A 21,167-nucleotide genomic window follows, 5' to 3' on the forward strand; every position below is an offset into this window, starting at 1 on the left:
CATGAATCCGTCGTGCAACCTGTTCATCGTCGGCCCCACCGGCGCCGGCAAGACCTCGATCGGTCGGCGCCTCGCCGCGCATTATGGCCTGCCGTTCGTCGATCTCGACCAGGAGATCGAGCGCCACTGCGGCGTGCCGGTGAGCACCGTGTTCGAGATCGAGGGCGAGGCCGGGTTTCGTCAGCGCGAGAGTCAGCTGCTGGACGAGTGCAGCCGGCGCGACGGCGTGCTGCTGGCCACCGGCGGCGGAGCGGTACTCGATCCCGCCAACCGCCGCCATCTCGCCGAGCGCGGTTACGTGGTGTGGCTGCAGGCCACCATCGAGCAGCAGCTCGAACGCCTCGCGCGCGACACCAAGCGCCCGCTGCTCGCCGGCGAGGATCGCCGCGGCAAGCTCGATGCCATGCGCGAAACGCGCGCACCGCTGTATCGCGAGATCGCCGACCTCACCGTCAGCGGCGAGCACGAAAACGTCGCCGCCGCCACCGAGCGCTGCATCGCGCTGATCGACACCCACTGGAACCGCACGCAGGCCGCATGAACGCCCCCGCCACGCACACCATCGACGTCCCCCTCGGCGCACGCAGCTACGCCGTGCACATCGGCAGCGGCCTGCTGGACGATCACGCGCGCTGGCGCCAGGCGATCCGCGGACGCCACGTGCTGGTGATCAGCAACACCACGGTGGCGCCGCTGTATCTCGATCGCGTGGCCAAGGGCCTCGACGGCCTGCAGTGGGACAGCTTCCTGCTCGACGACGGCGAGGCGCACAAGACCTTCGCCAATGTCGAGCGCGCGCTGGCCGCGCTGGCGAAGCTCGGCGCCACCCGCGACGCCTGCATCATCGCGCTGGGCGGTGGCGTGGTCGGCGACCTGGCCGGCTTCACCGCGGCGTGCTGGATGCGTGGCATCGACTTCATCCAGCTGCCCACCACGCTGCTGGCGATGGTCGACTCCTCGGTCGGCGGCAAGACCGGCGTGAACCTGCCCGCCGGCAAGAACCTGGTCGGGGCGTTCCACCAGCCCCGCGGCGTGTTCGCCGACATCGGCACGCTGGCCACCCTGCCCGAGCGCGAATTCCGTGCCGGGCTGGCCGAGGTGGTGAAGGGCGCGGCGATCGGCGATGCGGAATTTTTTGCCTGGCTGGAAACGCGTGCCGATGCGCTGGCCAAGCGCGATCCGGCCGCCGTCGCCGAAGCGATCGCGCGCAAGGTTGCCTACAAGGCCGGCGTGGTCGCCCGCGACGAAACCGAACAGGGCGAGCGCGCCCTGCTCAACCTCGGCCACACCTTCGGCCACGCGCTGGAGACCGCCGGCCGCTACGCCACGCTGCTGCACGGCGAAGCGGTGGCCGTGGGCATGGTGCTGGCCGCGCAGCTCTCGCAGCAGCTGGGCATGGGCACGCTGGACGACACCCTGCGCCTGCAGCGCCTGCTCGACACCCTGGGCCTGCCCACCGACGTGCCGCCCGGCATGGACCCGCAGCAACTGCTCGCGCTGATGCGACTGGACAAGAAGAACACCGCCGGCACGTTGCGGCTGATCCTGTGGCGCGGCATCGGGCGCGCGCAGATCGTCAGCGGCGTGGCGGAAGACGCGGTGCTGGGCGTACTCGACGCCGCGATCTGAGGCGACGGAGTCTGACGATGAGCTACCTGTCCATCCAGACGCCGACCGGGAGCGTCATAGGCGATGTCGAGCAGGTGCTCCGAGAGGCCGGATGCGGTGTGCTGGAGAGCGCGATGCTGTTCGAGATGATGCTGGAATCCACAGCGCCGGTCCGATTCAAGCTGAAGACCTTGCGCGCGGCAGGCGTCGAACCCTTGGCCCTCGCAGAAGCGCTGCGCGCGGCGGGCATGATCGTGGAGGTGCGCGGGGTTACCACGCAGGGCGGCTGAACTACACCTCGTGATGGATCGCCTCGGCCGGCATCTCGGCCGCGGCGCGCGCGTTGCGACGCGGCGCCAGCTCCACCAGGTACATCGCCGCCAGCACCAGCGCGCCGCCAGCAAGCATGCGCCAGGTCAGCGACTCACCGCCGAAGGCCACGGCGAAGCCGGCGGCAAACACCGGCTCCAGCGTCATCACGATCGCCGCGCGCGTGGCCGGCATGTGCGCCTGCGCCCAGGTCTGCACCAGCATGGCGCCGGCGCCGGCGGCCAGCGCCATGTAGATCAGCGCGAACCACACGTCGCGATCCGGCGGCAGCTTCGGCCCGTGCGGCAGCGTCGCCAGCAGGCACACCACGGCGATCGCCAGCATCTGCACGGTGGACAGCGCGAAGGCATCGCCCGGGCGCGACCACTGACCCAATCCCACGATATGCAGGCCATAAAGCAGTGCGGAAATCAGCACCAGCACCACGCCGCGATTCACGCTGAAACCCTGCAGCGACAGCAGCGCCAGGCCACCGGTGGCCAGCAGCACGGCGATCCAGGTGACCGACGGCATGCGCTGGCGCAGCAGCACGGTGCCGAGCAGCGGGGTGAACACCACATACATGCCGGTGACGAAGCCGCTGACGCTGGCCGAGGCGTAGATCTGCCCGGTGGTCTGCAGCAGCTGCGCCACGCCGTACACCACGCCCAGCGCCAGCGCCTGCAGCCACTGCCGGCGCGGCAGGCGCATCAGCGGACGGGCGAACATCAGCACCATGGCCGCCGCGGCCAGCACGAAGCGCACGGCGAGGAAGTCCGCCACCGCCACGCGCTGCACCACGTCCTTGATCAGGAAGAAGGTGGAACCCCACACCGCCGTCACCACGATCAGCGCGACGGTGGCCAGCGCCGCGCCGCGCCCTTGCGTTGCGCTCATGCGGCGGCGCCCTCGGCCGCCGAGCGCGCGCTGGACCGGCGCGCCAGCTGCCCCGGCAGCTTGAGCGCGAAATGCGCCCAGATGCCCAGCCAGACGATCGCCGCGAGGTGCGGCTTGCGCGCATCGGGATCGAAGCTGCGAAACCAGCGCCACATGCCGCGGTGCTTGTGCCAGCTGACGAACACCGGCCGATGCCGGCTGGAGCCGCCCTTGCCGTGCAGCACGCGCACGTCGCCGGCCAGCATTACGCGATAGCCGGCGTCGCGCACGCGGCGGCACAGGTCCAGATCCTCGCAGTGCAGGAAGTAGCGCTCGTCGAAGCCGTCGAGGTAATCGAACACGCGGCGCGACAGCAGCATCAGCGCGCCGGATACCGCCTCGGCCTCGACCGTGTGGTCCGGCATCGGCCCCTCGACGTGGATGCCCTCGCCGGGGCGCTTGAACAGGGTGGTGAGCGTGCGCGCCAGCAGCGGATCGCGGCGGAGCGAGGCGGGGTCCGGCACGCCGTGCGCGTCGCACACCACGGCGCCGACCAGGCCGGTGCGCGGCTGCGCGTCGAACGCGGCGAGCAGGCGCGCCACGGTATCGGGTTCGAGCAGGCAATCCGGATTGAGCACCAGCAGGCGCGAGCCGCTGGAGCGCTTGGCCGCGCGATTCACCGCCGGACCGAAGCCGAGGTTGGCGTGGTTGAAGATCACGGTGAGCCGCAGATCCTGTTCGTGCGCGCGGGCGACTGCTTCGGGCACGCCGTCGCGCGAGCCGTTGTCGATCAGCAGCACTTCACGCACGGCGGGACAGGCCAGCGCGCGGCGCACGCACTCGTGCAGCCCTGGGCCGCTGTCGGCCGAGACCACGATGACGCTGACGTCCGGCACAGCCGCCGGGCGCGTGGGAGAGAAATCGGGGGAGATGATCACAGCGCAAGTATGCGCGCGGCCGGACGAATCGAAAACGCCTCAGCGCGGGCGTTCGCGACCCAGCGCGTCGCGCAGCGGCAGCGGCATGCCGGCGTCGCTGCCCTGCAGCCACGGGGATTCGTCGTGCCAGCCGCACAGCCGGCGCCGGCGCAGGCGATGGCGTTGCTGCAGATCGCGGTCCCACAGCAGCACGCCGGGCTGCGCCTCCAGCGCCAGCCAGCGCCCGCGCGGACTCACGCACAATCGCCCCGGCGGGGCTTCGACGCGCGAGCCGTCGTCGAACACATAGCCGGCGAAGCCCGGTTCGCGCCGGTAGCGCACGCGACCGCCGCGGCCGTCGTCCAGCGAATCATTCGCCGCCTCGTCCAGCGCGTGCCACTGCACCGGCACCAGCTCCACGATGCCGCCGACGCGCAGCGGCGCCAGCGCCAGGTCCGGCCATTCAGCGGTGCGGGGAGCCTCGGCCTCCGCCTGCGCAGCCTCGCGACGTCGCGCGCGATCCAGCCACGACTCGAGTCCGGCCAGCAGGGTGAAACCCACCAGCGCGGCCACCGCGGCAATCGTCCACGCCAGCGCATCGCCGCCCAGCCAGCGCTTGAGTGCCAGCACCACGCCGGGCAGGCCCCAGCGCAGCGTGAGCCGCAGCGTCGAGGCGAACGGCTGCAGTCGCTCGGCGCCGACCAGCAGCGCGGCGGCGATGCCCAGCAGCAGCGGCAGGCCCAGCCACCACGGCAGCAGCGCCAGCGCCACCAGCCACAACGCGAAACCGATCTGCCGGCGCCAGCGCACGTCGCGTGCGCCTCAGCCGCCGCGCCGGGCGGCGGTCAGCCCGCCGGACGCGCTCAGCCGCACCATGCCCGCGCGTTGCGGAACATGCGCATCCAAGGCGAATCCTCGCCCCACTGCTCCGGATGCCAGCTCATCTGCACGCTGCGGAACACGCGCTCGGGATGCGGCATCAGGATCGTCACGCGACCGTCCGCCGCGGTGAAGCCGGCCAGGCCGCCGGGCGAGCCGTTCGGGTTCAGCGGGTAGTTCTCGGTCGGCTTGCCGCGGTTGTCGACGAAGCGCACGGCCGCCTGCGCCTTGGACGGGCTGCACACGTTGGGGAAGTGCACGCGGCCTTCGCCATGCGCCACCGCCACCGGGATGCGCGAGCCGGTCATGCCCTTGAAGAACAGGCTGGGCGAATCGAGGATTTCCAGCGTCGCCACGCGCGCCTCGTACTGCTCCGAGGCGTTGCGCAGGAACTTCGGCCAGTGCTGCGCGCCGGGGATGATGTCCTTGAGCTGGCTCAGCATCTGGCAGCCGTTGCACACGCCCAGCGCGAACTTCGTCGGATCGGCGAAGAACGCCGCGAACTGTGCGCGCAGCTGCTCGTTGTAGAGGATCGAGGTGGCCCAGCCGCGGCCGGCGCCCAGCACGTCGCCGTAGGAGAAGCCGCCGCACGCGGCAAAGCCGCGGAAGTCGGCCAGCCTGATGCGGCCCGAAGCCAGGTCGGACATGTGCACGTCGACCGCCTCGAAGCCGGCACGCGTGAACGCCGCGGCCATCTCCACCTGGCCGTTGACGCCCTGCTCGCGCAGGATCGCCACCCGAGGACGCGGCGCAGCGCTGGCGATGAACGGCGCGGCGACATCCTTGGCGAGGTCGAAGGTGAGCTTCGGCGTGATGCCCGGGTCGGCGTCGTCCAGCCGCCACTCCAGCTCGGCGTCGGCGCTGAGCGGGTTGTCGCGCAGGCGCTGCATGGCGTGGCTGGTCTCGTTCCACGCCTTGAACAGCGTGACCCACTGCCACTTGAACATCGCCTCGTTGCCGAGATACAGCTTGATGCCGAGCTTTTCCTTCGGCCGGCCGATGCGGTGGCTCATGCCGGCGAGGCCGTGCTTGACCAGGAGCGCCTCGAACGCCTCGCGGTTGGCCTCGGCCACCTGCAGCACGGCGCCCAGTTCCTCGTTGAACAGCGCGCGCAGCGTGGCCTCGGCCCAGCCATCCAGATGGATCTCCAGGCCACAGTGACCGGCAAAGGCCATCTCCAGCAGCGTGGTGATGACGCCACCGTCGGAGCGGTCGTGGTAGGCCAGCAGCAGGCCGGCGCGGTTGGCCTCCTGCACCAGCTCGAACAACCCCTTGAGGCGCTTGACGTCCTCCAGGTCCGGCGGCACGCCGCCGGCGCGGTTGAACACCTGGGTCAGTGCCGAACCGCCGAGGCGGTCGCGGCCGCCGCCGAGGTCGATCAGCCACAGGTCGGACGGGCCGCGATCGAGCTTGAGCTGCGGGGTGAGCGTGCGGCGCACGTCGCTGACGCGGGCGAAACCGGTGATCACCAGCGACACCGGCGCCACGGTGGACTGGCGCTGGCCGTTGTCGGTCCACACCGTCTGCATCGACAGCGAGTCCTTGCCGACCGGAATGGAGATGTCCAGCGCCGGGCACAGTTCCATGCCCACCGCCTTCACCGCATCGAACAGCGCGGCATCCTCGCCCGGGTGGTTCACCGCGGCCATCCAGTTGGCGGACAGGCGGATCTCGCCCAGGTGATCGATCGGCGCGGCGGCCAGGTTGGTGATCGCCTCGCCCACCGCCAGTCGCGCGGCGTCGGCGCTGTTGAGCAGGGCCACCGGGGCGCGCTCGGCCATCGCCATGGCTTCGCCGGTGTAGCCGTCGAAGTCGGTGATGGTGACGGCGCAGTCGGCCACCGGCACCTGCCACGGGCCGACCATCGGGTCGCGGTGGTTGAGGCCGCCCACGGTGCGGTCGCCGATGGTGATGAGGAAGTTCTTCGAACCCACCGTGGGCAGGCGCAGCACGCGCAGCACCGCCTCGTCCATGCCGATGCCGGACAGGTCCGGCACCAGATCGATGCGCGGCTTGATGCGCCGGGCGTCGCGATGCATGCGCGGCGGCTTGCCGAACAGCACGTCCATCGGCAGGTCGATCACGGTGAGCTCGCGGCGCGGATCGACCAGCACCAGCTGACGCTTTTCGGTGGCCGTGCCGACCACCGCGTACGGGCAGCGCTCGCGCACGCAGTAGGCCTCGAACTCGGGCAGATCGTCCGCCGCGATGGCGAGCACGTAGCGCTCCTGCGACTCGTTGCTCCACACCTGCATCGGCGACAGCGAGGGGTCGTCGCAGGGGATCGTCGAGAGGTCGATCTCGCCGCCCACCCCGGCGTCGTTGAGCAGCTCGGGAATCGCGTTGGACAGGCCGCCGGCGCCCACGTCGTGGATGCTGACGATGGGATTGTTGTCGCCGCGCGCCCAGCAGCTGTCGATCACCTGCTGGCAGCGCCGCTCCATCTCCGCGTTGTCGCGCTGCACCGAGGCGAAATCCAGCTCGGCGCTCGATGCGCCGGAGGCGACCGACGAGGCGGCGCCGCCGCCCAGGCCGATCAGCATCGCCGGACCGCCCAGCACGATCACCTTGTGACCGGGCTTGAGCTCGCGCTTCTGCACGTCGCTGGAACGGATATTGGCGAGGCCGCCGGCCAGCATGATCGGCTTGTCGTAGCCGCGCCGCACGCCCGCTTCGCCGGTCTCGTGCTCGTAGCTGCGGAAGTAGCCGCCCAGGCATGGCCGGCCGAATTCGTTGTTGAACGCGGCGGCGCCCAGCGGGCCGTCGCGCATGATCTCGAACGCGCTGGCCATGCGCGGCGGCAGCGGACGCTCCACTTCCCACGGCTGCGGATGGCCGGGAATGCGCAGGTCCGACACCGAGAAACCGGTGAGGCCGGCCTTGGGCTTGGCGCCGCGGCCGGTGGCACCCTCGTCGCGGATCTCGCCGCCGGCGCCGGTGGCCGCACCGGGCCACGGCGCGATGGCGGTGGGGTGGTTGTGCGTCTCCACCTTGATCGCGTAGTCGACGCGCTCGTCGTGCGCCTGCCACACGCCGTCGGCATCGGCAAAGAAGCGCTTGCCGGCCGAACCCTCGATCACCGCCGCGTTGTCCTTGTAGGCCGACAGCGTGTGCGCGGGCGAGCGCTGGTGGGTGTGCTTGATCATGCCGAACAGCGTGGCGTCCTGCGCCTCGCCGTCCACCGTCCAGCTGGCGTTGAACACCTTGTGCCGGCAGTGCTCGGAGTTGGCCTGGGCGAACATGAAGAGCTCGGCGTCGGTCGGGTCGCGGCCGAGCTCGGCATAGCGGTCGGCCAGATACTCGATCTCGTCCTCGGCCAGCGCCAGGCCCAGCCGGGCATTGGCATCGGCCAGCGCGGCCCGCGCATCGTTGCCAAGCGCCACGTGCACCAGATCGCCCGGCGTGCCGGCGAGGAACAGCCCCTGCGCCTGATCCAGATCGGTCAGCACCGACTGGGTCATCGCGTCGCACAGCACGCCCATCACCGCGTCATGGTCGGGCGCACCCGCTTCGGGCAGCCCCACGGCCAGCCAGGCCAGCCCGCGCTCCACCCGGCGTACGTCGAAGCCGGCGCCGTGCAGGATGTCGGTGGCCTTGCTCGACCAAGGCGAGATCGTGCCCAGTCGCGGCACCACCCACAGGCTGGCGTGTTCGGGGGCGGCGTCCTTCGCCTCCAGCACGTCCAGCAGGCGCTGGCGCGCGGCGCCTTCGGGGGCGCGCTCGGCGTCGAGGAAATAGACGAACCACGCCGCCTGGATGCGCGCACCGCGATGCAGGGCATCGAGGCGGGCGTTGAGGCGGTCGAGGCGAAACGGCGAAAGGGCGGTTTGCCCGTCGAAAGCGATCATGCGAGGGGAATGGCGCTGTACGGGAAAACGGCCATTCTACCCGATGCTGCACCACGGCATCGGACTCCCCCGATGCCGTACCGGGCGGTCAGCTGCCGCCGAGCGGGTGCTTGCGCAGGTCGTCCAGCACGTCGGCGGCGGTGACGTAGCCGCCCAGCTGGCGGCCATCGGGGGTGAAGATCGCAGGCGTGCCGTTCACGCCCAGGCGCTCGCCCAGCTCGTACTGCGCCTTGACCGGGTTGTTGCAGGTGGCCGCCTTGGGGGCAGTGCCCTGCTTGGCGGCGGTGAAGGCGCTCTTGCGATCGGCGGCGCACCACACCGACACCATCTCGGTATAGGTCGGGGTGGGACGGCCCGCCGTGGTGGTCACGCCCTCGCGCGGCCAGGCGAGGTATTCGACGGCGATGCCGGCCTTCATGAAGTCGTCGATGTGCTCGTGCAGCTTGCGGCAGAAACCGCAGTTGACGTCGGTGAACACGGTGAGCGTGGTCTTGGGATGCGCCGGCGCGTAGACGATGCGCTGCGCGGCCGGCACGGTGGCCAGCTGGGCCTTGCGGAAGCCGGCCCAGGCGTCGTCATTGAGGCTGTGCCGGCTGGCGATGTCCACCAGATCACCGTTCAGCATGTACTTGCCGTCGGCGCTCACGTAGACCATCTGGCCGGAGGCGATCACCCGGTAGAAGCCGGGAATCGGCGCGGCGGCGATCGACTCGATGTGCACGCCGGGGCCGAACGAGGCAATCGCCGCGCGCACGGTCTTCTCGACCGCGGGCGTCACGGCAGTATCGGCGGCCTGCGCGGCCATCGCGCTTGCACCCAGGCAGAACGCCAGCGCCAGCTTCTTCCACATCGTCATCGACCTCGTGCATGCGCGGCACGGACAGCGCCGCAGAACGCCGGATTCTCGCACAGGCACCTGAACCCGATCGGCGACGGCGCGCGCACTATGCCGACGCGACATCGCGCCGCAGCGCCGCCTCAGCCGCGCGGATGGTGCTGCGCGTGCAGCCGCTTGAGGCCCTCCTTCGCCACCAGCGTGTAGATCTGCGTGGTGCTCAGCGCGCTGTGGCCCAGCAGCATCTGCAACGCGCGCAGGTCGGCGCCGTGGTTGAGCAGGTGGGTGGCGAAGGAGTGCCTGAGCACGTGCGGCGAGATGCGCTTGGGCGTGATGCCCACCTTGATCGCGTAGCGCTTCACCAGCGTCCAGAACATCTGCCGGGTCATGCCCTCGCCGCGCTGGCTGAGAAACAGCGCCGCCGGCTGGCGACCACGCGCCAGCGCCGGGCGCGCCGTCTTCAGATACGCCTCGATGCGCTCCAGCGCCAGCTCGCCCACCGGCACCAGGCGGTCCTTGCCGCCCTTGCCGGTGACGCGCAGCACGCCCTGGCGCAGGTTCAGGCCCGACAGCGGCAGCTCGACCAGCTCGGACACGCGCAGGCCCGAGGCGTACATCAGCTCCAGCATGGCGCGGTCGCGCAGGCCCAGCGTGGTGGTCACGTCCGGCGCGTCGAGCAGCGACTCGATCTCGCGCTCGGCCAGCGCCTTGGGCAGGCTGCGCGGCATCTTCGGCCGCTCGATCAGGCGGGTGGGATCGTCGAAATCCGCCGAGTTGCGGGCGAGGAATCCGTAGTAGCGGCGAAACGAGGACTGCCGCCGCGCCAGCGAGCGCACCGCCACCGGGGCGGCGCCGTGATAGGCCGACAGATCCTCGCGGCGCGCGTTTTCCAGCGTGCGCCCGCGCGTCGACAACCAGCGTGCGAGACCCTCCAGATCTCGGCGATACGCCTCCAGCGTGCGGTCGGACAAACCGTCCTCCGACCACACCCGTTCGATGAAGGCGGCGATGCTGCGCTGGTCGGCTTGGGCGATACTGGCGGGGTTTTCCTCTTTCATGCGCGCCATGCTGGGCACGGCGCGCGCGCGACGCAAGCGAAGCCATGACCGACGCCACCACCTCCCTGCCCTGCCCACTGTGGCGTCGCCTGCTCGCGCTGATCTACGACCTGCTCGCGGTGGTGGCGATCGTGATGGTGGTGGGCCTGTTGTGCCAGCTCGCCACCGGCGGGCAGCTGATCAGTACCGGCGCGCAGACGACGATCGCCTGGTGGTACCGACCGCTGCAGGCGGTAGTGGTATCGGCGTATTTCGCGGGCTCGTGGCTGCGCGGCGGCCAGACGCTGGGCATGCGTCCGTGGCACCTGCGCGTGACCGCGCGCGACGGCACGCGGCCCACGCTGCGGCAGGCGTTGATCCGCGTGGTCGTGGCCAGCGCGCCGCTGGCGCTGCTCGCGCTGGCGCCGTTGCTGGGCCTGCGCGGCGCGCTGTGGGCGGCGTTGATCGCCTGGGCGGCGTGGTTTGCCGTGGCCCTGTTCGATCCGCGCCGACGTGCACTGCACGACCTGGCCGCCGGTACCGAGGTCCGCCGCCTCGGCTGACCCGTTCACAGACATCCCTTGCGTTCGCCGGCACACTGCCGTGCATGACCGACACCCACGCCCCGACCCGCAGCGAAGCGGAAGTGCTGCACACCAATCGACGCTTCTACGAGGCGCTGTGGTCGGACGCGCGGCTGATCGCACCGGAGCGCTTCAACACCTGGCCGCTGTTCGGTGCGCTGGCGCGTGATGCGCAACGCCGGCTGGAAGTGGCGCCGGGCCTGCGCCCGCGCCTGCCGCTGACGGACACCTGTTTCGTCGACATGAGCCACGCCGCCCTGCGCGGCCTGCGCCGCCAGGGCGCGCGCACCACCCACGCAATGATCGGCGCGCTGCCGTTTCCCGATGCGCGGTTCGACCTGGTGTGCGCGCTGGACATCCTCGAACACGTGGTGGACGACCTGGGTGCGCTAGCCGAATTGGCCCGCGTGGCCACCGCCGACGCCACGCTGCTGCTCTCGGTGCCGCTGGACCCGGCGGCCTGGACCGCGTTCGACGACTTTGTCGGCCACTACCGCCGCTACGAGCCGGCGCAGATTGCCGCGATGCTGGCCGCGTACGGCTGGCGCATCGAGCGCAGCGCGGTCTACGGCATGAAACCCGAATCTTCGCGCCTGCTCGACCTGGGCCAGTGGTTCCTCACCCACCAGCGCGAGCGAGCGATGTGGTGGTACAACCGGGTGTTCATGCCGCTGGGGCTGCGCTTCCAGAAGCCGCTGGCCTGGCGCGACGGCCTGGGCGACACCGCTGGCGTGGACGAACTGCTGCTGGTGTGTCGGCGCGGCCCGGCGCCGCCTTCACCCTGAGCTGCCGCAGGCACTTGCGGCACCGCAACACAAATTCGACCGACTGGTTCTAGAATCAGGCCTTTACGATTCCCCGGTCATCCCCATGCTTTATCAGATCCACGAGTGGCAGCGCGCCTTCCTCGGTCCGCTCAGCCATTTCGCCGAAGCCGGCGCCAAGATGCTCAACGACCCCGCCAGCCCGCTGGCGCAGTGGCCGGGCGTGGAGCGCTGGGCCGCCGGCTACGAGCTGATGCACCGGCTGGGCAAGGATTACGAGAAGCCCGAGTTCAACCTGCACCAGGCGGTGGCGCACGACCACGAGATCGCCATCGTCGAGCGCGTGGCGCTGTCCAGGCCGTTCTGCCAGCTCAAGCGCTTCAAGCGCTTCAGCGACGACCCGGACACCATCGAGAAGATGAAGAACGACCCGGTGGTGCTGGTGGTGGCGCCGCTGTCCGGCCACCACTCCACGCTGCTGCGCGACACCGTGCGCACCCTGCTGCGCGACCACAAGGTGTACATCACCGATTGGGTCGACGCGCGCATGGTGCCGGTGGACCAGGGCACGTTCGGGCTGGATGACTACGTCGCCTACGTGCAGGAGTTCATCCGCCACATCGGTGCCGAATCGCTGCACGTGATCTCGGTGTGCCAGCCGACCGTGCCGGTGCTCGCCGCGATCTCGCTGATGGCCTCGCGCGGCGAGACCACGCCGCGCAGCATGACCATGATGGGCGGCCCGATCGACCCGCGCCGCAGCCCCACCAGCGTCAACAACCTGGCTACGCGCCAGCCGCTGTCGTGGTTCAAGGGCAACGTGATCCACACCGTGCCGAGCAACTACCCGGGCGCGGGCCGCGAGGTGTATCCGGGCTTCCTGCAGCACGCAGGCTTCATCGCCATGAACCCCAGTCGCCACCTCAACTCGCACTGGGATTTCTACCAGGACCTGGTGCGCGGCGACCTCGACGACGCCGAGTCGCACCGCAAGTTCTACGACGAATACAACGCCGTGCTCGACATGCCCGCGCAGTTCTACCTCGACACCATCGCCAAGGTGTTCCAGCAGTTCCTGCTGCCGCGCGGCGTGTGGGACGTGGCGGGCGAGCGCGTCGATCCGTCGGCGATCAAGCGCACTGCCCTGCTCACCGTGGAAGGCGAGCTGGACGACATCTCCGGCTTGGGCCAGACCGAGGCCGCGCACGACCTGTGCACCGGCATCCCGGCCAAGGCGCGCGCGCATCGGGTGATCGAGGGCGCGGGCCACTACGGCATCTTCAGCGGCCGGCGCTGGCGCGAGACGGTCTACCCGCAGGTGCGCGACTTCATTCGCCAGTTCGACCAGCGCAAGGCGTGATGCCGCGTCGTACGCATGCCATGACGCGACGCGCATGAGCACGCCGGATTACCAGCGCATCCTCGACGAGATCCGCGCGGAGCTGCGCCCGCTGCTGGCGCAGGGCGAGGTGGCCAACTACATCCCGCGCCTCGCCAGCGTGCCGCGCGGGAAGTTCGGCATGGCGGTGGTCACGCTGGACGGCCAGCTGTACCGCACCGGCGACGCCGATGAGCCGTTCTCGATCCAGAGCATCTCCAAGGTCTACACGCTCACCCTCGCCCTGCAGGCGGTCGGCGAGCGGCTGTGGGAGCGGGTGGGCCGCGAGCCGTCCGGCAGCGCGTTCAACTCGCTGGTACAGCTGGAAGTCGAACACGGCGTGCCGCGCAATCCCTTCATCAACGCCGGCGCACTGGTGGTGGCCGACGTGGTGCTGGGCAGCCACGCCGACGCGCGTGCCGACCTGCTGGCCACGGTGCGGGGCTGCGCCGCCAATCCCGACCTGCGCGACGACCCCGAGGTGGCCGCGTCGGAGCAGGCGCACGGCTACCGCAACGCGGCGCTGGCCAACTTCATCCGCAGCTTCGACAACCTCGCCCAGCCGATCGACGCGGTGCTGGATTTCTACTTCTACCAGTGCTCGCTGGCGATGAGCTGCGTGGATCTCGCCCGCGGCTTCCTGTTCCTGGCCAACCAGGGCCGCTGCCCGTGGTCGGGCAAGGCGCTGCTGTCGCCGGACCTGGCCAAACGGATCAACGCGCTGATGCTCACCTGCGGCACCTACGACGCCGCCGGCGACTTCGCCTACCACGTGGGCATGCCGGCCAAGAGCGGCGTCGGCGGCGGCATCGTGGCGGTGATCCCCGGCAAGCTGGCGATCGCGGTGTGGTCGCCGGCGCTCAACGCCAAGGGCAACTCGCTGGCCGGCAGCCTGGCGCTGGAGCGCTTCACCAGCAAGACCGGGCTGTCGATCTTCTGATCGCGCTGCGTGATTGACCCCGGCGCTCAGCCGCGCGCGAAGAACGCCTCGAACGCCGCCACCGTGCGCGCCACGCCCTCGTCGTCCACATCCAGGTGGGTCACCAGGCGCAGCGTGGGGGTGTAGCCGATGCCGATGCGGATCTCTCGCGCGCGCAGATGGACGTCCAGATCGCGCAGTCGCTCCACCGGCACGTCGACGTAGACCATGTTGGTGTGCTGGCCGAGCAGCTTCACGTTCGGGATTGCCGCCAGCCCCTCGGCCAGACGCGCGGCGCGGGCGTGATCGTCGGCAAGGCGCTCGACGTGATGATCCAGCGCGTACGTGCAGGCCGCGGCGAGCAGGCCGGCCTGGCGCCAGCCGCCGCCGGCCACCTTGCGCCAGCGCCGCGCCTTGTCGATCAGTGCGGCCGAGCCGACCAGCACCGAACCCACCGGCGCGCCGAGGCCCTTGGACAGGCACACCGACACGCTGTCGAAATGCCGGGTGATCTCGCGCGCCGGCACCTTGCAGGCGACCGCCGCGTTGAACAGCCGCGCGCCGTCCAGGTGCAGGCCAAGGCCGCGCTCGCGGGTGAACACGCGCGCCGCAGCGAGATAGTCCAGCGGCAGCGCGCGACCCCACCAGGTGTTTTCCAGCGCGAGGATCTTGCTGCGCGGGAAGTGCGGGTCGATCGGCTTGATGGCGGCGGCCACCCTGTCCAGCGGCAGCGTGCCGTCGGCGTCCTGCGCAATCGGCTGCGGCTGGATCGAACCGAGCACGGCGGCGCCGCCACCTTCCCAGCGATAGGTGTGCGCGTCGGCGCCCACGATGTACTCGTCGCCGCGCTCGCAGTGCGCCATCAGGCCGATCAGGTTGGACTGGGTGCCGGTGGGCACGAACAGGCCGGCCTCGAAACCCAGATCGTCGGCGAGCCGCTGCTGCAGCGCGTTGACCGTCGGGTCCTCGCCGTAGACATCGTCGCCCACCGCCGCCTCGACCATCGCCGCGCGCATCGCCGCGGTCGGTCGGGTCACTGTGTCACTGCGCAGATCCACCCATGCCACTGACGCACTCCTCATGCCGAAAAGGGAGCGCGCAGCATGACCGCCGCGCTGCGGCCGGACAAGCCGGCCGGCACGCTCAGCTGAGGTGGCGCGAATCGATCGCGTCGCGGTACGGCAGCTTCAGGTGACCGTAGCGCACCACCACCACGGCCACCGCCAGCAGCAGGATCGCCACCGCCGTGCCGAGCAGGTCGAGTGCGGGCAGCTGCTGGTCCACCAGCATGTGCCGCGCCAGCGCCACCATCGCGATGTACAGCGGCATGCGCACGGGCAGCTTGCCGGCCGTCCAGTACACCTCGACCATCGAGACCAGCTCCAGGTACATGAAGAGCAGCAGCAGGTCGCTGACGCCGGCGTGGCCTGCCACGACCATCTGCCGCACCTCGCTGAATCCGGCGAACAGCGTCGCCAGCAGGATCGCCAGCAGGCCGATCTTTTCGATGAAGGAAAACGAGCGACCGATCAACGGCGTCTGCATGGCATGTCCTCGGCATCGGGGCGCGCGACGAGTTGCCGCGCCCGGCCATCATGGTCACGGCCGGCGACGCGCCGCAAGCCGCCCGCGTTGCGCCGGATCGACGCACGCGAGATGCGCGGCGTCCACGGGCCGTCGACGCCGCGGCCAGCATGGTGGCCTTTTTGTCACGAGGATCGCCCATGGCCAGTCGCCCGGCCCGCAGCGCCGCGTCGTCGCACAAGGTGGTGATTGCCGCGCTGTTCGGCAATCTCGCCATCGCGGTGGCGAAGTTCATCGCCGCCGCCGTCTCCGGCAGCTCGGCGATGCTCAGCGAGGGTGTGCATTCGCTGGTCGACACGGTGAACGAGCTGCTGCTCCTGTACGGCCTGCACCGCGCCCGCCAGCCAGCCGACGACAGCCATCCGTTCGGCTACGGCCGCGAGCTGTACTTCTGGAGCTTCATCGTGGCGCTGCTGGTGCTGGCGATGGGCGCCGGCGTGTCGCTGTACGAGGGCATCGCGCACATCCGCCATCCGGTGCAGGTGGAGCATCCGCTGCCCAGCCTGATCGTGCTGGGGGTCTCGGCGCTGTTCGAGGGCGGCTCGTGGTGGGTGGCGCTGCGCGAGTTCCGCCAGCGCAAGGGCCGGCGCGGCTACTTCGAGGCGTTCCGGCAGAGCAAGGATCCCAGCGTGTTCACCGTGCTGCTGGAAGACACTGCGGCGCTGGCCGGCCTGCTGATCGCCAGCGCCGGGCTGGCGGTGGCGCACTGGCTGCAGATGCCGGTGTTCGACGGCATCGCCTCGCTGGGCATTGCCGCGCTGCTGGCCTGCTCGGCACTGCTGCTGGCGCGCGAGACCAAAGGCCTGCTGATCGGCGAGCCGGCCCGGCCCGGCGTGGGCCAGTCGCTGATGCGCATCGCCGCTGCCGACGCGGGCGTGCGCTCGGCCAACGGCGTGATGACGGTGCAGATGGGGCCCGACCGCGTGGTCGCCGCGCTCAGTGCGGAGTTCGAGGACGCGCTCGACACGCCGCAGATCGAAGCGTGCATCGGCCGCATCGAATCGCGCGCCAAGGCCGAGCACCCGGAACTGGCCGCGCTGTTCGTGAAGCCGCAGACGCACGAAACGTGGAAGCAACGCCGCGCCGCACTCGGCCGCGAGGACACCCTCGCGCACTGATCGCCCCGGTCAGCGATGCCGGCGGAAATAGAACCAGGCGGCGATCGCCAGCACGGTGGCCGGCAGCAGGTTGGCCAGCAACGGCGGCACGCCGTAGACGGTGCCGAAGTTGATCATGGCTTGCTGCAGGAAGTACCAGGCGATCGCGATCAGGATGCCAATGAAGATGCGCTTGCCCAGCCCGCCAGAGCGCAGGCTGCCGAACGCGAACGGCATCGCGCACAGCACCAGCACCAGCACGTTGAGCGGATACAGCGCGCGCGTCCAGAACGCCACCGCGTAGACGCCCGGGCTTTGCCCGTTCGCCTCCAGGTAATTCATGTTGCGACGCAGGTCGCGCATCGGCAGGTATTGCGGCTGCACCAGCGACTGCTCCAGCACGCGCGGGTTGAGCTGCGCATTCCACGGCATGCTGGCCACCTGCGTGGTGTGCGTGCCCTTGTCATCCAGCGTGGTGCTGCGCACATGCGATAGCGTCCAGTGGCGGCCATCGTGCTGCGCGCTTTGCGCCCAGTCGAGACGGGTGAGTTGGCCGTCGTCGGTGAAGGTGAACACGCGCACGTCGGCCAGCTCCACCTGGTTGTGCCCGTTCACTTCCTTCAGCAGGCTGGCCTTGGCGTTGATGATGCGCTGGCCGTCGCGCGCCCACAGGCCGGTGGAGCCGGCCAGGCCGATCGCGCCGCCGCGCTGGCGCAGCTGCATCGCCTGCGCTTTCTGGTCGCCCCACGGCGCGGCCGTCTCGCCGAGGATCACCACGCCCACGATGAGCAGCGCCACCACGCCGGCCGCCGACGCCGCGATGCGTAGCTGCGACATGCCCGCGGCGCGCAGTGCGGTGAGCTCGCCGCTGCCGGCCAGGCTGCCCAGCCCGAGCAGGCCGCCGATCACCGTGGCGTAGCCGAAGTTCTCGTAGAGCCGGCGCGGGAAGGTCACCAGCACGTACAGCGCGGCGTCGGCGAGGGTGAAGCCATTCTTGCCGACATGACCAAGCTGGCGCAGGAACTGCAGCAGTGCATCCAGCCCGGCGATCATCAGCCACACGGTGAGCAACGAGGCCAGCACGGTGGTGCCGATCAGCCAGTCCACCCGGCGCACCCGCAGGCGGATCATGCGCTCACCTGCGGCGTCCGCGCCGCGCGCACGCGGCGCGGCTGGTACTGGTTGCGGAACAGCCAGGCGCCGATCGCGAAGGCCAGCGTGCTGACCACCCACATCGGAATCGAGCTTTGCCAGTGGCCCTTGCTGATCTGGCCGTTACACAGCGCCATCAGATTCTGGTAGAGAAAAAACGCGAGCACTGCCAGCAGCAGGCGGCCGTAGCGCGCCTCGCGCGGATTCTGCTTCGCCAGCGGCAGCGACAGCATCATCAGCACCAGCGCCATCACCGGCGAACCGATGCGCCACGCCAGCTCCGCGCGCGCCTCATTGGACTCGGTGCGCGCCAGAACACGCGTGGCCACGCCGTGGATCGGGTTGCTGTCACTGTCACCCTGCACATTCGAGAGCGACGCGTCGTTGCGCTCGTAGCGGATGCGCCGCCAGTTGTCCGTGCCCAGCGGCAGCTCGTACTGCCAGCCGTCCTTGAGGCCGAGGAAGCGGCCGTTGCCGTCGCTCTCCTGGTAGAGCTGGCCACTGGCACCGGTGATCAGGCGCAGGCGGCTGACGCCGTCGCTGCCCTTGCGCTCGGTGGCGATGAAGGTCTTGCCGAGCTGGCTGCCGTCGCGGCTGAGCGTGTCGACGAAGATCACGCCGTCCTTGCCCGGCAACTCGGTGAAGCGGCCGGCATCGAGGCCGGCTGCAATGACCGAGCGATTCGCCGCGTCGATCAGCGCCGCCGACGAACGCGAAGCCCACGGCCCCAGCCACAGCGACACCAGCCCCACCGCCAGGGCGATCACCACCGCGAGCATCGCCACCGGCCGCAACAGCCCGCGTGCCCCCATGCCGGAGGAGGCCAGCACGTGCATCTCGCTCTCGCGATACATCCGCCCCATCGCCCACAGCGCACCGACGTAGCCGGACAGCGGCAGCAGGTTGGAGAGACCGTCGAGCATATTCAGCCCCAGCACCTGGAACATCACGCTGGCCGGAAAGCTGCCGTTGGCCACCTGCTGCAGCACGTGGGCAAAGCTGCTGCCGGCGAGCACCGTCACCAGCACGATCGCGGTGGCCGCCATGGTCTGGCCCAGCTCGCGCAGGAAGTAACGGTCGAGGATGCTCAGCATGCGATAGAATCAGGGGCTTGCGCCGCGCCCGCGAGGGCGCTGGCAAACCGCAAGTCTAGCCTGTCCGGCCGCGCCGGCGCCTACCGCAGGACCCTTCCATGACGCTTCAGTTCAGTCTCGCCTCCGCCGCTCCCGAAACCGTCGACACCCCCTGCGTGGTGGTGGGCGTGTACGAAGGCGGCGTGCTCTCCAGCGCGGCGGCGCGCATCGACAGCGCGGCCGAGGGGGCGATCAAGCGCCAGGTGGAAAGCGGCGACATCACCGGCAAGGGCGGCAGTGCCCACATGCTGTTCGCCCCGGCAGGCATCGGCGCCCGGCGCGTGCTGGTGATGGGGCTGGGCCAGCAGAAGGGTTTCGATGCCGCCCGCTACCAGCGCGTCAACGCCGACGCGGCGCGCGCCCTGGGCAAGCTGCCGATCGACGGCGCGGTGTCCTACCTGACCGAGATCGACGTGCCCGGCCGCGACGCCGCCTGGCGCGTGCGCACCGCCGTGCTGGCCGCCGACCACGCCAGCTATCGCTACACCGCCACCTTCAAGCCGCGCGAGAAGAGCGCGCAGCCGGAGCTGGCCAGCGTGGCCTTTGCCGGCGGCGCCGATGCGCAGCCCGGCCTGGACCAGGGCATCGCCATCGCCGAGGGCGTGCGCTTCGCCCGCGAGCTGGCCAACCTGCCGCCGAACATCTGCAACCCCGTCTACATCGCAAGCCAGGCGCAGGCCTTTGCCGCCGCCAGCGGCGACGCGGTGAGCTGCCGCGTGCTCGACCATGAGGAAATGGAAAAGCTCGGCTTCGGCTCGCTGCTCGCCGTGGGCCGTGGCTCGGTCAACAAGCCGCGACTGATCGCGCTGGAATACAAGGGCGGCATCGAGGGTGACGCGCCGTATGCCTTCGTCGGCAAGGGCGTCACCTTCGACTCCGGCGGCATCAGCCTCAAGCCCGGTGCGGGCATGGAGGAGATGAAGTTCGACATGGGTGGCGCCGCCAGCGTACTGGGCGCGTTCGTCGCCGCCGTGAAGATGGGCGTCAAGACCAACCTGGTGTGCGTGGTGCCGGCGGTGGAAAACATGCCCGACGGCGAGAGCTACCGCCCCAGCGACGTGCTCACCAGTCTGTCGGGCCTGACCATCGAGGTGCTCAACACCGACGCCGAGGGTCGATTGATCCTGTGCGACGCGCTGACCTGGACCGCCCAGACCTACAAGCCGCACACCCTCATCGACGCCGCCACGCTCACCGGTGCGTGCGTGATCGCGCTGGGCAAGCACGCCACCGGCCTGATGAGCAAGCACGACGACCTCGCCGCCGAACTGCTCGCCGCCGGCGAGGCCACGCTCGACCGCGCCTGGCGCCTGCCGCTGTGGGACGACTACCAGACCCAGCTCGAATCGGGCTTCGCCGACGTGGCCAACATCGGCGGCAAGAGCGCCGGCGCGATCACCGCCGGTTGCTTCCTCTCGCGCTTCACCGAAGGCCAGCGCTGGGCGCACCTGGACATCGCCGGCACCGCGTGGGACGAGGGCCGCAAAGGCCTGGCCACCGGCCGCCCGGTGCCGCTGCTGGCGCAGTGGCTGCTGGACCGCAGCGAGAAGTGAGTGGAGAGGAGTGAGGAGTGAGAGAACGGCGTAGAGCAGCACGCCAGTCCCACGCCTCACTCCCTTTCGTCGCGCCACGCAGCGAGGCTGCGGACCCAAAGCCCCATGCTCGCCGCACGCTGCTCTTCTCTCACTTCTCACTCCTAGTTACTCACTCCTCGCCCCTATGCCCCGCGCCGACTTCTACCTGATCGACAAGCCGCGCTTCCGCGAGCAGCCGCTGCTGCTGGTATGCGAGCTGGCCAAGCGTGCGTTCGCGTCGCAGCAGCCGACGCTGATCCTGGTGCGCGACTTCGAGCAGGCCGAGGCGGTGGACGAGTTGCTGTGGGCGTTCGACGAGGACGCCTTCATCCCGCACCAGCTGGCCGGCGACGATGACGACGCCGACACCGCGGTGCTGATCGTGCCGCCGGGCATCGACACGGCCGACCGCCCGCTGGTGATCAACCTGCGCGAAGGATGCGCGCCGGGTCGCTTCGACCGCGTGCTGGAGGTGGTGGCCGCCGACCCGGCCGAGCGGGACGGCTCGCGCGCGCGCTGGCGCGAGTACGCCCGGCTCGGTTTCGAGGTGAACAAGTTCGACATGTGAGCCGGCGTCCGCAGCGCCACCGGTCAATGCATCGGCACCCGCGAAAGATCCGGCCACGCAGACAGGCGGTCTGACCGGTCGCGCCCCCCGGACGGACATCGTTTC

General features: G+C 70.2%; 20 protein-coding genes. 10 read left to right on the top strand and 10 right to left on the bottom strand.

Features of this window, described 5'->3' with window-relative positions:
* Window position 1 precedes the first annotated feature (1 nt).
* Genes ISP17_RS08815 through ISP17_RS08825 form a run of 3 tightly spaced genes read left to right on the top strand, consistent with a single transcriptional unit; the run spans window position 2 to window position 1,898 of the window.
* Window positions 2–541, top strand: a complete 540-nt coding sequence (locus ISP17_RS08815; RefSeq protein ID WP_404632181.1) for a shikimate kinase — start codon at window positions 2–4, stop codon at window positions 539–541.
* Window positions 538–1,629 (top strand): 3-dehydroquinate synthase, encoded by a 1,092-nt coding sequence (gene aroB, locus ISP17_RS08820; protein ID WP_404632183.1) that lies wholly within the window; start codon window positions 538–540, stop codon window positions 1,627–1,629. Before ISP17_RS08815 ends, aroB begins: the two co-directional genes overlap by 4 nt.
* Before the next feature lie 17 nt (window positions 1,630–1,646).
* Window positions 1,647–1,898 carry a hypothetical protein gene (locus ISP17_RS08825; RefSeq protein ID WP_404632185.1) on the top strand — a complete coding sequence of 84 codons (252 nt, stop codon included), beginning with the start codon at window positions 1,647–1,649 and terminating at the stop codon, window positions 1,896–1,898.
* A 1-nt stretch (window position 1,899) separates the two neighbouring features.
* Here ISP17_RS08825 and ISP17_RS08830 read toward each other — a convergent pair whose 3' ends face one another.
* The 6 genes from ISP17_RS08830 to xerD all read right to left on the bottom strand — a co-directional run bounded on the left by ISP17_RS08830 (window position 1,900) and on the right by xerD (window position 10,330).
* Window positions 1,900–2,814, bottom strand: a complete 915-nt coding sequence (locus tag ISP17_RS08830) for a DMT family transporter (RefSeq protein ID WP_404632187.1) — start codon at window positions 2,812–2,814, stop codon at window positions 1,900–1,902.
* Complete coding sequence (locus ISP17_RS08835; RefSeq protein ID WP_404632189.1) at window positions 2,811–3,731, bottom strand: glycosyltransferase family 2 protein; 921 nt, start codon at window positions 3,729–3,731, stop codon at window positions 2,811–2,813. Before ISP17_RS08835 ends, ISP17_RS08830 begins: the two co-directional genes overlap by 4 nt.
* 39 nt (window positions 3,732–3,770) lie before the next feature.
* On the bottom strand, window positions 3,771–4,520 hold the full coding sequence (locus ISP17_RS08840) for a hypothetical protein (protein WP_404632191.1): 750 nt from the start codon (window positions 4,518–4,520) through the stop codon (window positions 3,771–3,773).
* Window positions 4,521–4,573: 53 nt separating this feature from the next.
* A complete protein-coding gene (gene purL, locus ISP17_RS08845; protein WP_404632193.1) occupies window positions 4,574–8,437 on the bottom strand; it encodes a phosphoribosylformylglycinamidine synthase in 3,864 nt (1,287 codons plus the stop codon).
* Between the two features lie 88 nt (window positions 8,438–8,525).
* Window positions 8,526–9,287, bottom strand: coding sequence for a DsbC family protein (locus ISP17_RS08850; RefSeq protein WP_404632683.1), 762 nt, complete (start codon window positions 9,285–9,287; stop codon window positions 8,526–8,528).
* 128 nt (window positions 9,288–9,415) lie between these two features.
* Window positions 9,416–10,330 carry a site-specific tyrosine recombinase XerD gene (xerD, locus tag ISP17_RS08855; protein ID WP_404632195.1) on the bottom strand — a complete coding sequence of 305 codons (915 nt, stop codon included), beginning with the start codon at window positions 10,328–10,330 and terminating at the stop codon, window positions 9,416–9,418.
* A 44-nt stretch (window positions 10,331–10,374) separates the two neighbouring features.
* Here xerD and ISP17_RS08860 point away from each other — a divergent pair, with 44 nt between their 5' ends.
* The 4 genes from ISP17_RS08860 to ISP17_RS08875 all read left to right on the top strand — a co-directional run bounded on the left by ISP17_RS08860 (window position 10,375) and on the right by ISP17_RS08875 (window position 13,975).
* Window positions 10,375–10,872, top strand: coding sequence for an RDD family protein (locus ISP17_RS08860; protein ID WP_404632197.1), 498 nt, complete (start codon window positions 10,375–10,377; stop codon window positions 10,870–10,872).
* Between the two features lie 44 nt (window positions 10,873–10,916).
* Window positions 10,917–11,678, top strand: a complete 762-nt coding sequence (locus tag ISP17_RS08865) for a class I SAM-dependent methyltransferase (protein ID WP_404632199.1) — start codon at window positions 10,917–10,919, stop codon at window positions 11,676–11,678.
* An 85-nt stretch (window positions 11,679–11,763) separates the two neighbouring features.
* Window positions 11,764–13,017 carry a polyhydroxyalkanoate depolymerase gene (locus tag ISP17_RS08870; protein WP_404632201.1) on the top strand — a complete coding sequence of 418 codons (1,254 nt, stop codon included), beginning with the start codon at window positions 11,764–11,766 and terminating at the stop codon, window positions 13,015–13,017.
* A gap of 34 nt (window positions 13,018–13,051) precedes the next feature.
* Window positions 13,052–13,975 (top strand): glutaminase, encoded by a 924-nt coding sequence (locus ISP17_RS08875; protein WP_404632203.1) that lies wholly within the window; start codon window positions 13,052–13,054, stop codon window positions 13,973–13,975.
* A gap of 26 nt (window positions 13,976–14,001) precedes the next feature.
* On the opposite strand, the gene ltaE is transcribed toward ISP17_RS08875, so the two are convergent.
* Entirely contained in the window at window positions 14,002–15,021 is a 1,020-nt protein-coding gene (ltaE, locus tag ISP17_RS08880; RefSeq protein WP_404632205.1) for a low-specificity L-threonine aldolase, read from the bottom strand.
* 76 nt (window positions 15,022–15,097) lie between these two features.
* On the bottom strand, window positions 15,098–15,499 hold the full coding sequence (locus ISP17_RS08885) for a phosphate-starvation-inducible PsiE family protein (RefSeq protein ID WP_404632207.1): 402 nt from the start codon (window positions 15,497–15,499) through the stop codon (window positions 15,098–15,100).
* 179 nt (window positions 15,500–15,678) lie between these two features.
* Here ISP17_RS08885 and ISP17_RS08890 point away from each other — a divergent pair, with 179 nt between their 5' ends.
* Window positions 15,679–16,656 carry a cation diffusion facilitator family transporter gene (locus ISP17_RS08890; RefSeq protein WP_404632209.1) on the top strand — a complete coding sequence of 326 codons (978 nt, stop codon included), beginning with the start codon at window positions 15,679–15,681 and terminating at the stop codon, window positions 16,654–16,656.
* A gap of 9 nt (window positions 16,657–16,665) precedes the next feature.
* Here the strand turns inward: ISP17_RS08890 and lptG are convergent, their stop codons facing one another.
* Entirely contained in the window at window positions 16,666–17,766 is a 1,101-nt protein-coding gene (gene lptG, locus ISP17_RS08895) for an LPS export ABC transporter permease LptG (protein ID WP_404632211.1), read from the bottom strand.
* Entirely contained in the window at window positions 17,763–18,881 is a 1,119-nt protein-coding gene (lptF, locus tag ISP17_RS08900; protein WP_404632213.1) for an LPS export ABC transporter permease LptF, read from the bottom strand. The genes lptG and lptF overlap by 4 nt, the downstream gene beginning before the upstream one ends.
* Before the next feature lie 98 nt (window positions 18,882–18,979).
* Here lptF and ISP17_RS08905 point away from each other — a divergent pair, with 98 nt between their 5' ends.
* Window positions 18,980–20,473 carry a leucyl aminopeptidase gene (locus ISP17_RS08905; protein WP_404632215.1) on the top strand — a complete coding sequence of 498 codons (1,494 nt, stop codon included), beginning with the start codon at window positions 18,980–18,982 and terminating at the stop codon, window positions 20,471–20,473.
* Between the two features lie 166 nt (window positions 20,474–20,639).
* The gene (locus tag ISP17_RS08910) at window positions 20,640–21,062 is read left to right on the top strand and encodes a DNA polymerase III subunit chi (protein ID WP_404632217.1); all 423 of its coding nucleotides are present in this window, start codon (window positions 20,640–20,642) and stop codon (window positions 21,060–21,062) included.
* Window positions 21,063–21,167: the final 105 nt, after the last annotated feature.

It is taken from the genome of Dyella ginsengisoli (assembly GCF_044904665.1).
Lineage (GTDB): Bacteria > Pseudomonadota > Gammaproteobacteria > Xanthomonadales > Rhodanobacteraceae > Dyella_A > Dyella_A ginsengisoli.

Coding starts and splice junctions, on each gene's coding strand:
- ISP17_RS08815 (WP_404632181.1), top strand. CDS start 2: ATGAATCCGTCGTGCAACCTGTTCATCGTCGGCCCCACCGGCGCCGGC.
- aroB (WP_404632183.1), top strand. CDS start 538: ATGAACGCCCCCGCCACGCACACCATCGACGTCCCCCTCGGCGCACGC.
- ISP17_RS08825 (WP_404632185.1), top strand. CDS start 1,647: ATGAGCTACCTGTCCATCCAGACGCCGACCGGGAGCGTCATAGGCGAT.
- ISP17_RS08830 (WP_404632187.1), bottom strand. CDS start 2,814: ATGAGCGCAACGCAAGGGCGCGGCGCGGCGCTGGCCACCGTCGCGCTG.
- purL (WP_404632193.1), bottom strand. CDS start 8,437: ATGATCGCTTTCGACGGGCAAACCGCCCTTTCGCCGTTTCGCCTCGAC.
- ISP17_RS08850 (WP_404632683.1), bottom strand. CDS start 9,287: ATGTGGAAGAAGCTGGCGCTGGCGTTCTGCCTGGGTGCAAGCGCGATG.
- xerD (WP_404632195.1), bottom strand. CDS start 10,330: ATGAAAGAGGAAAACCCCGCCAGTATCGCCCAAGCCGACCAGCGCAGC.
- ISP17_RS08860 (WP_404632197.1), top strand. CDS start 10,375: ATGACCGACGCCACCACCTCCCTGCCCTGCCCACTGTGGCGTCGCCTG.
- ISP17_RS08865 (WP_404632199.1), top strand. CDS start 10,917: ATGACCGACACCCACGCCCCGACCCGCAGCGAAGCGGAAGTGCTGCAC.
- ISP17_RS08870 (WP_404632201.1), top strand. CDS start 11,764: ATGCTTTATCAGATCCACGAGTGGCAGCGCGCCTTCCTCGGTCCGCTC.
- ISP17_RS08875 (WP_404632203.1), top strand. CDS start 13,052: ATGAGCACGCCGGATTACCAGCGCATCCTCGACGAGATCCGCGCGGAG.
- ISP17_RS08885 (WP_404632207.1), bottom strand. CDS start 15,499: ATGCAGACGCCGTTGATCGGTCGCTCGTTTTCCTTCATCGAAAAGATC.
- ISP17_RS08890 (WP_404632209.1), top strand. CDS start 15,679: ATGGCCAGTCGCCCGGCCCGCAGCGCCGCGTCGTCGCACAAGGTGGTG.
- lptG (WP_404632211.1), bottom strand. CDS start 17,766: ATGATCCGCCTGCGGGTGCGCCGGGTGGACTGGCTGATCGGCACCACC.
- lptF (WP_404632213.1), bottom strand. CDS start 18,881: ATGCTGAGCATCCTCGACCGTTACTTCCTGCGCGAGCTGGGCCAGACC.
- ISP17_RS08905 (WP_404632215.1), top strand. CDS start 18,980: ATGACGCTTCAGTTCAGTCTCGCCTCCGCCGCTCCCGAAACCGTCGAC.
- ISP17_RS08910 (WP_404632217.1), top strand. CDS start 20,640: ATGCCCCGCGCCGACTTCTACCTGATCGACAAGCCGCGCTTCCGCGAG.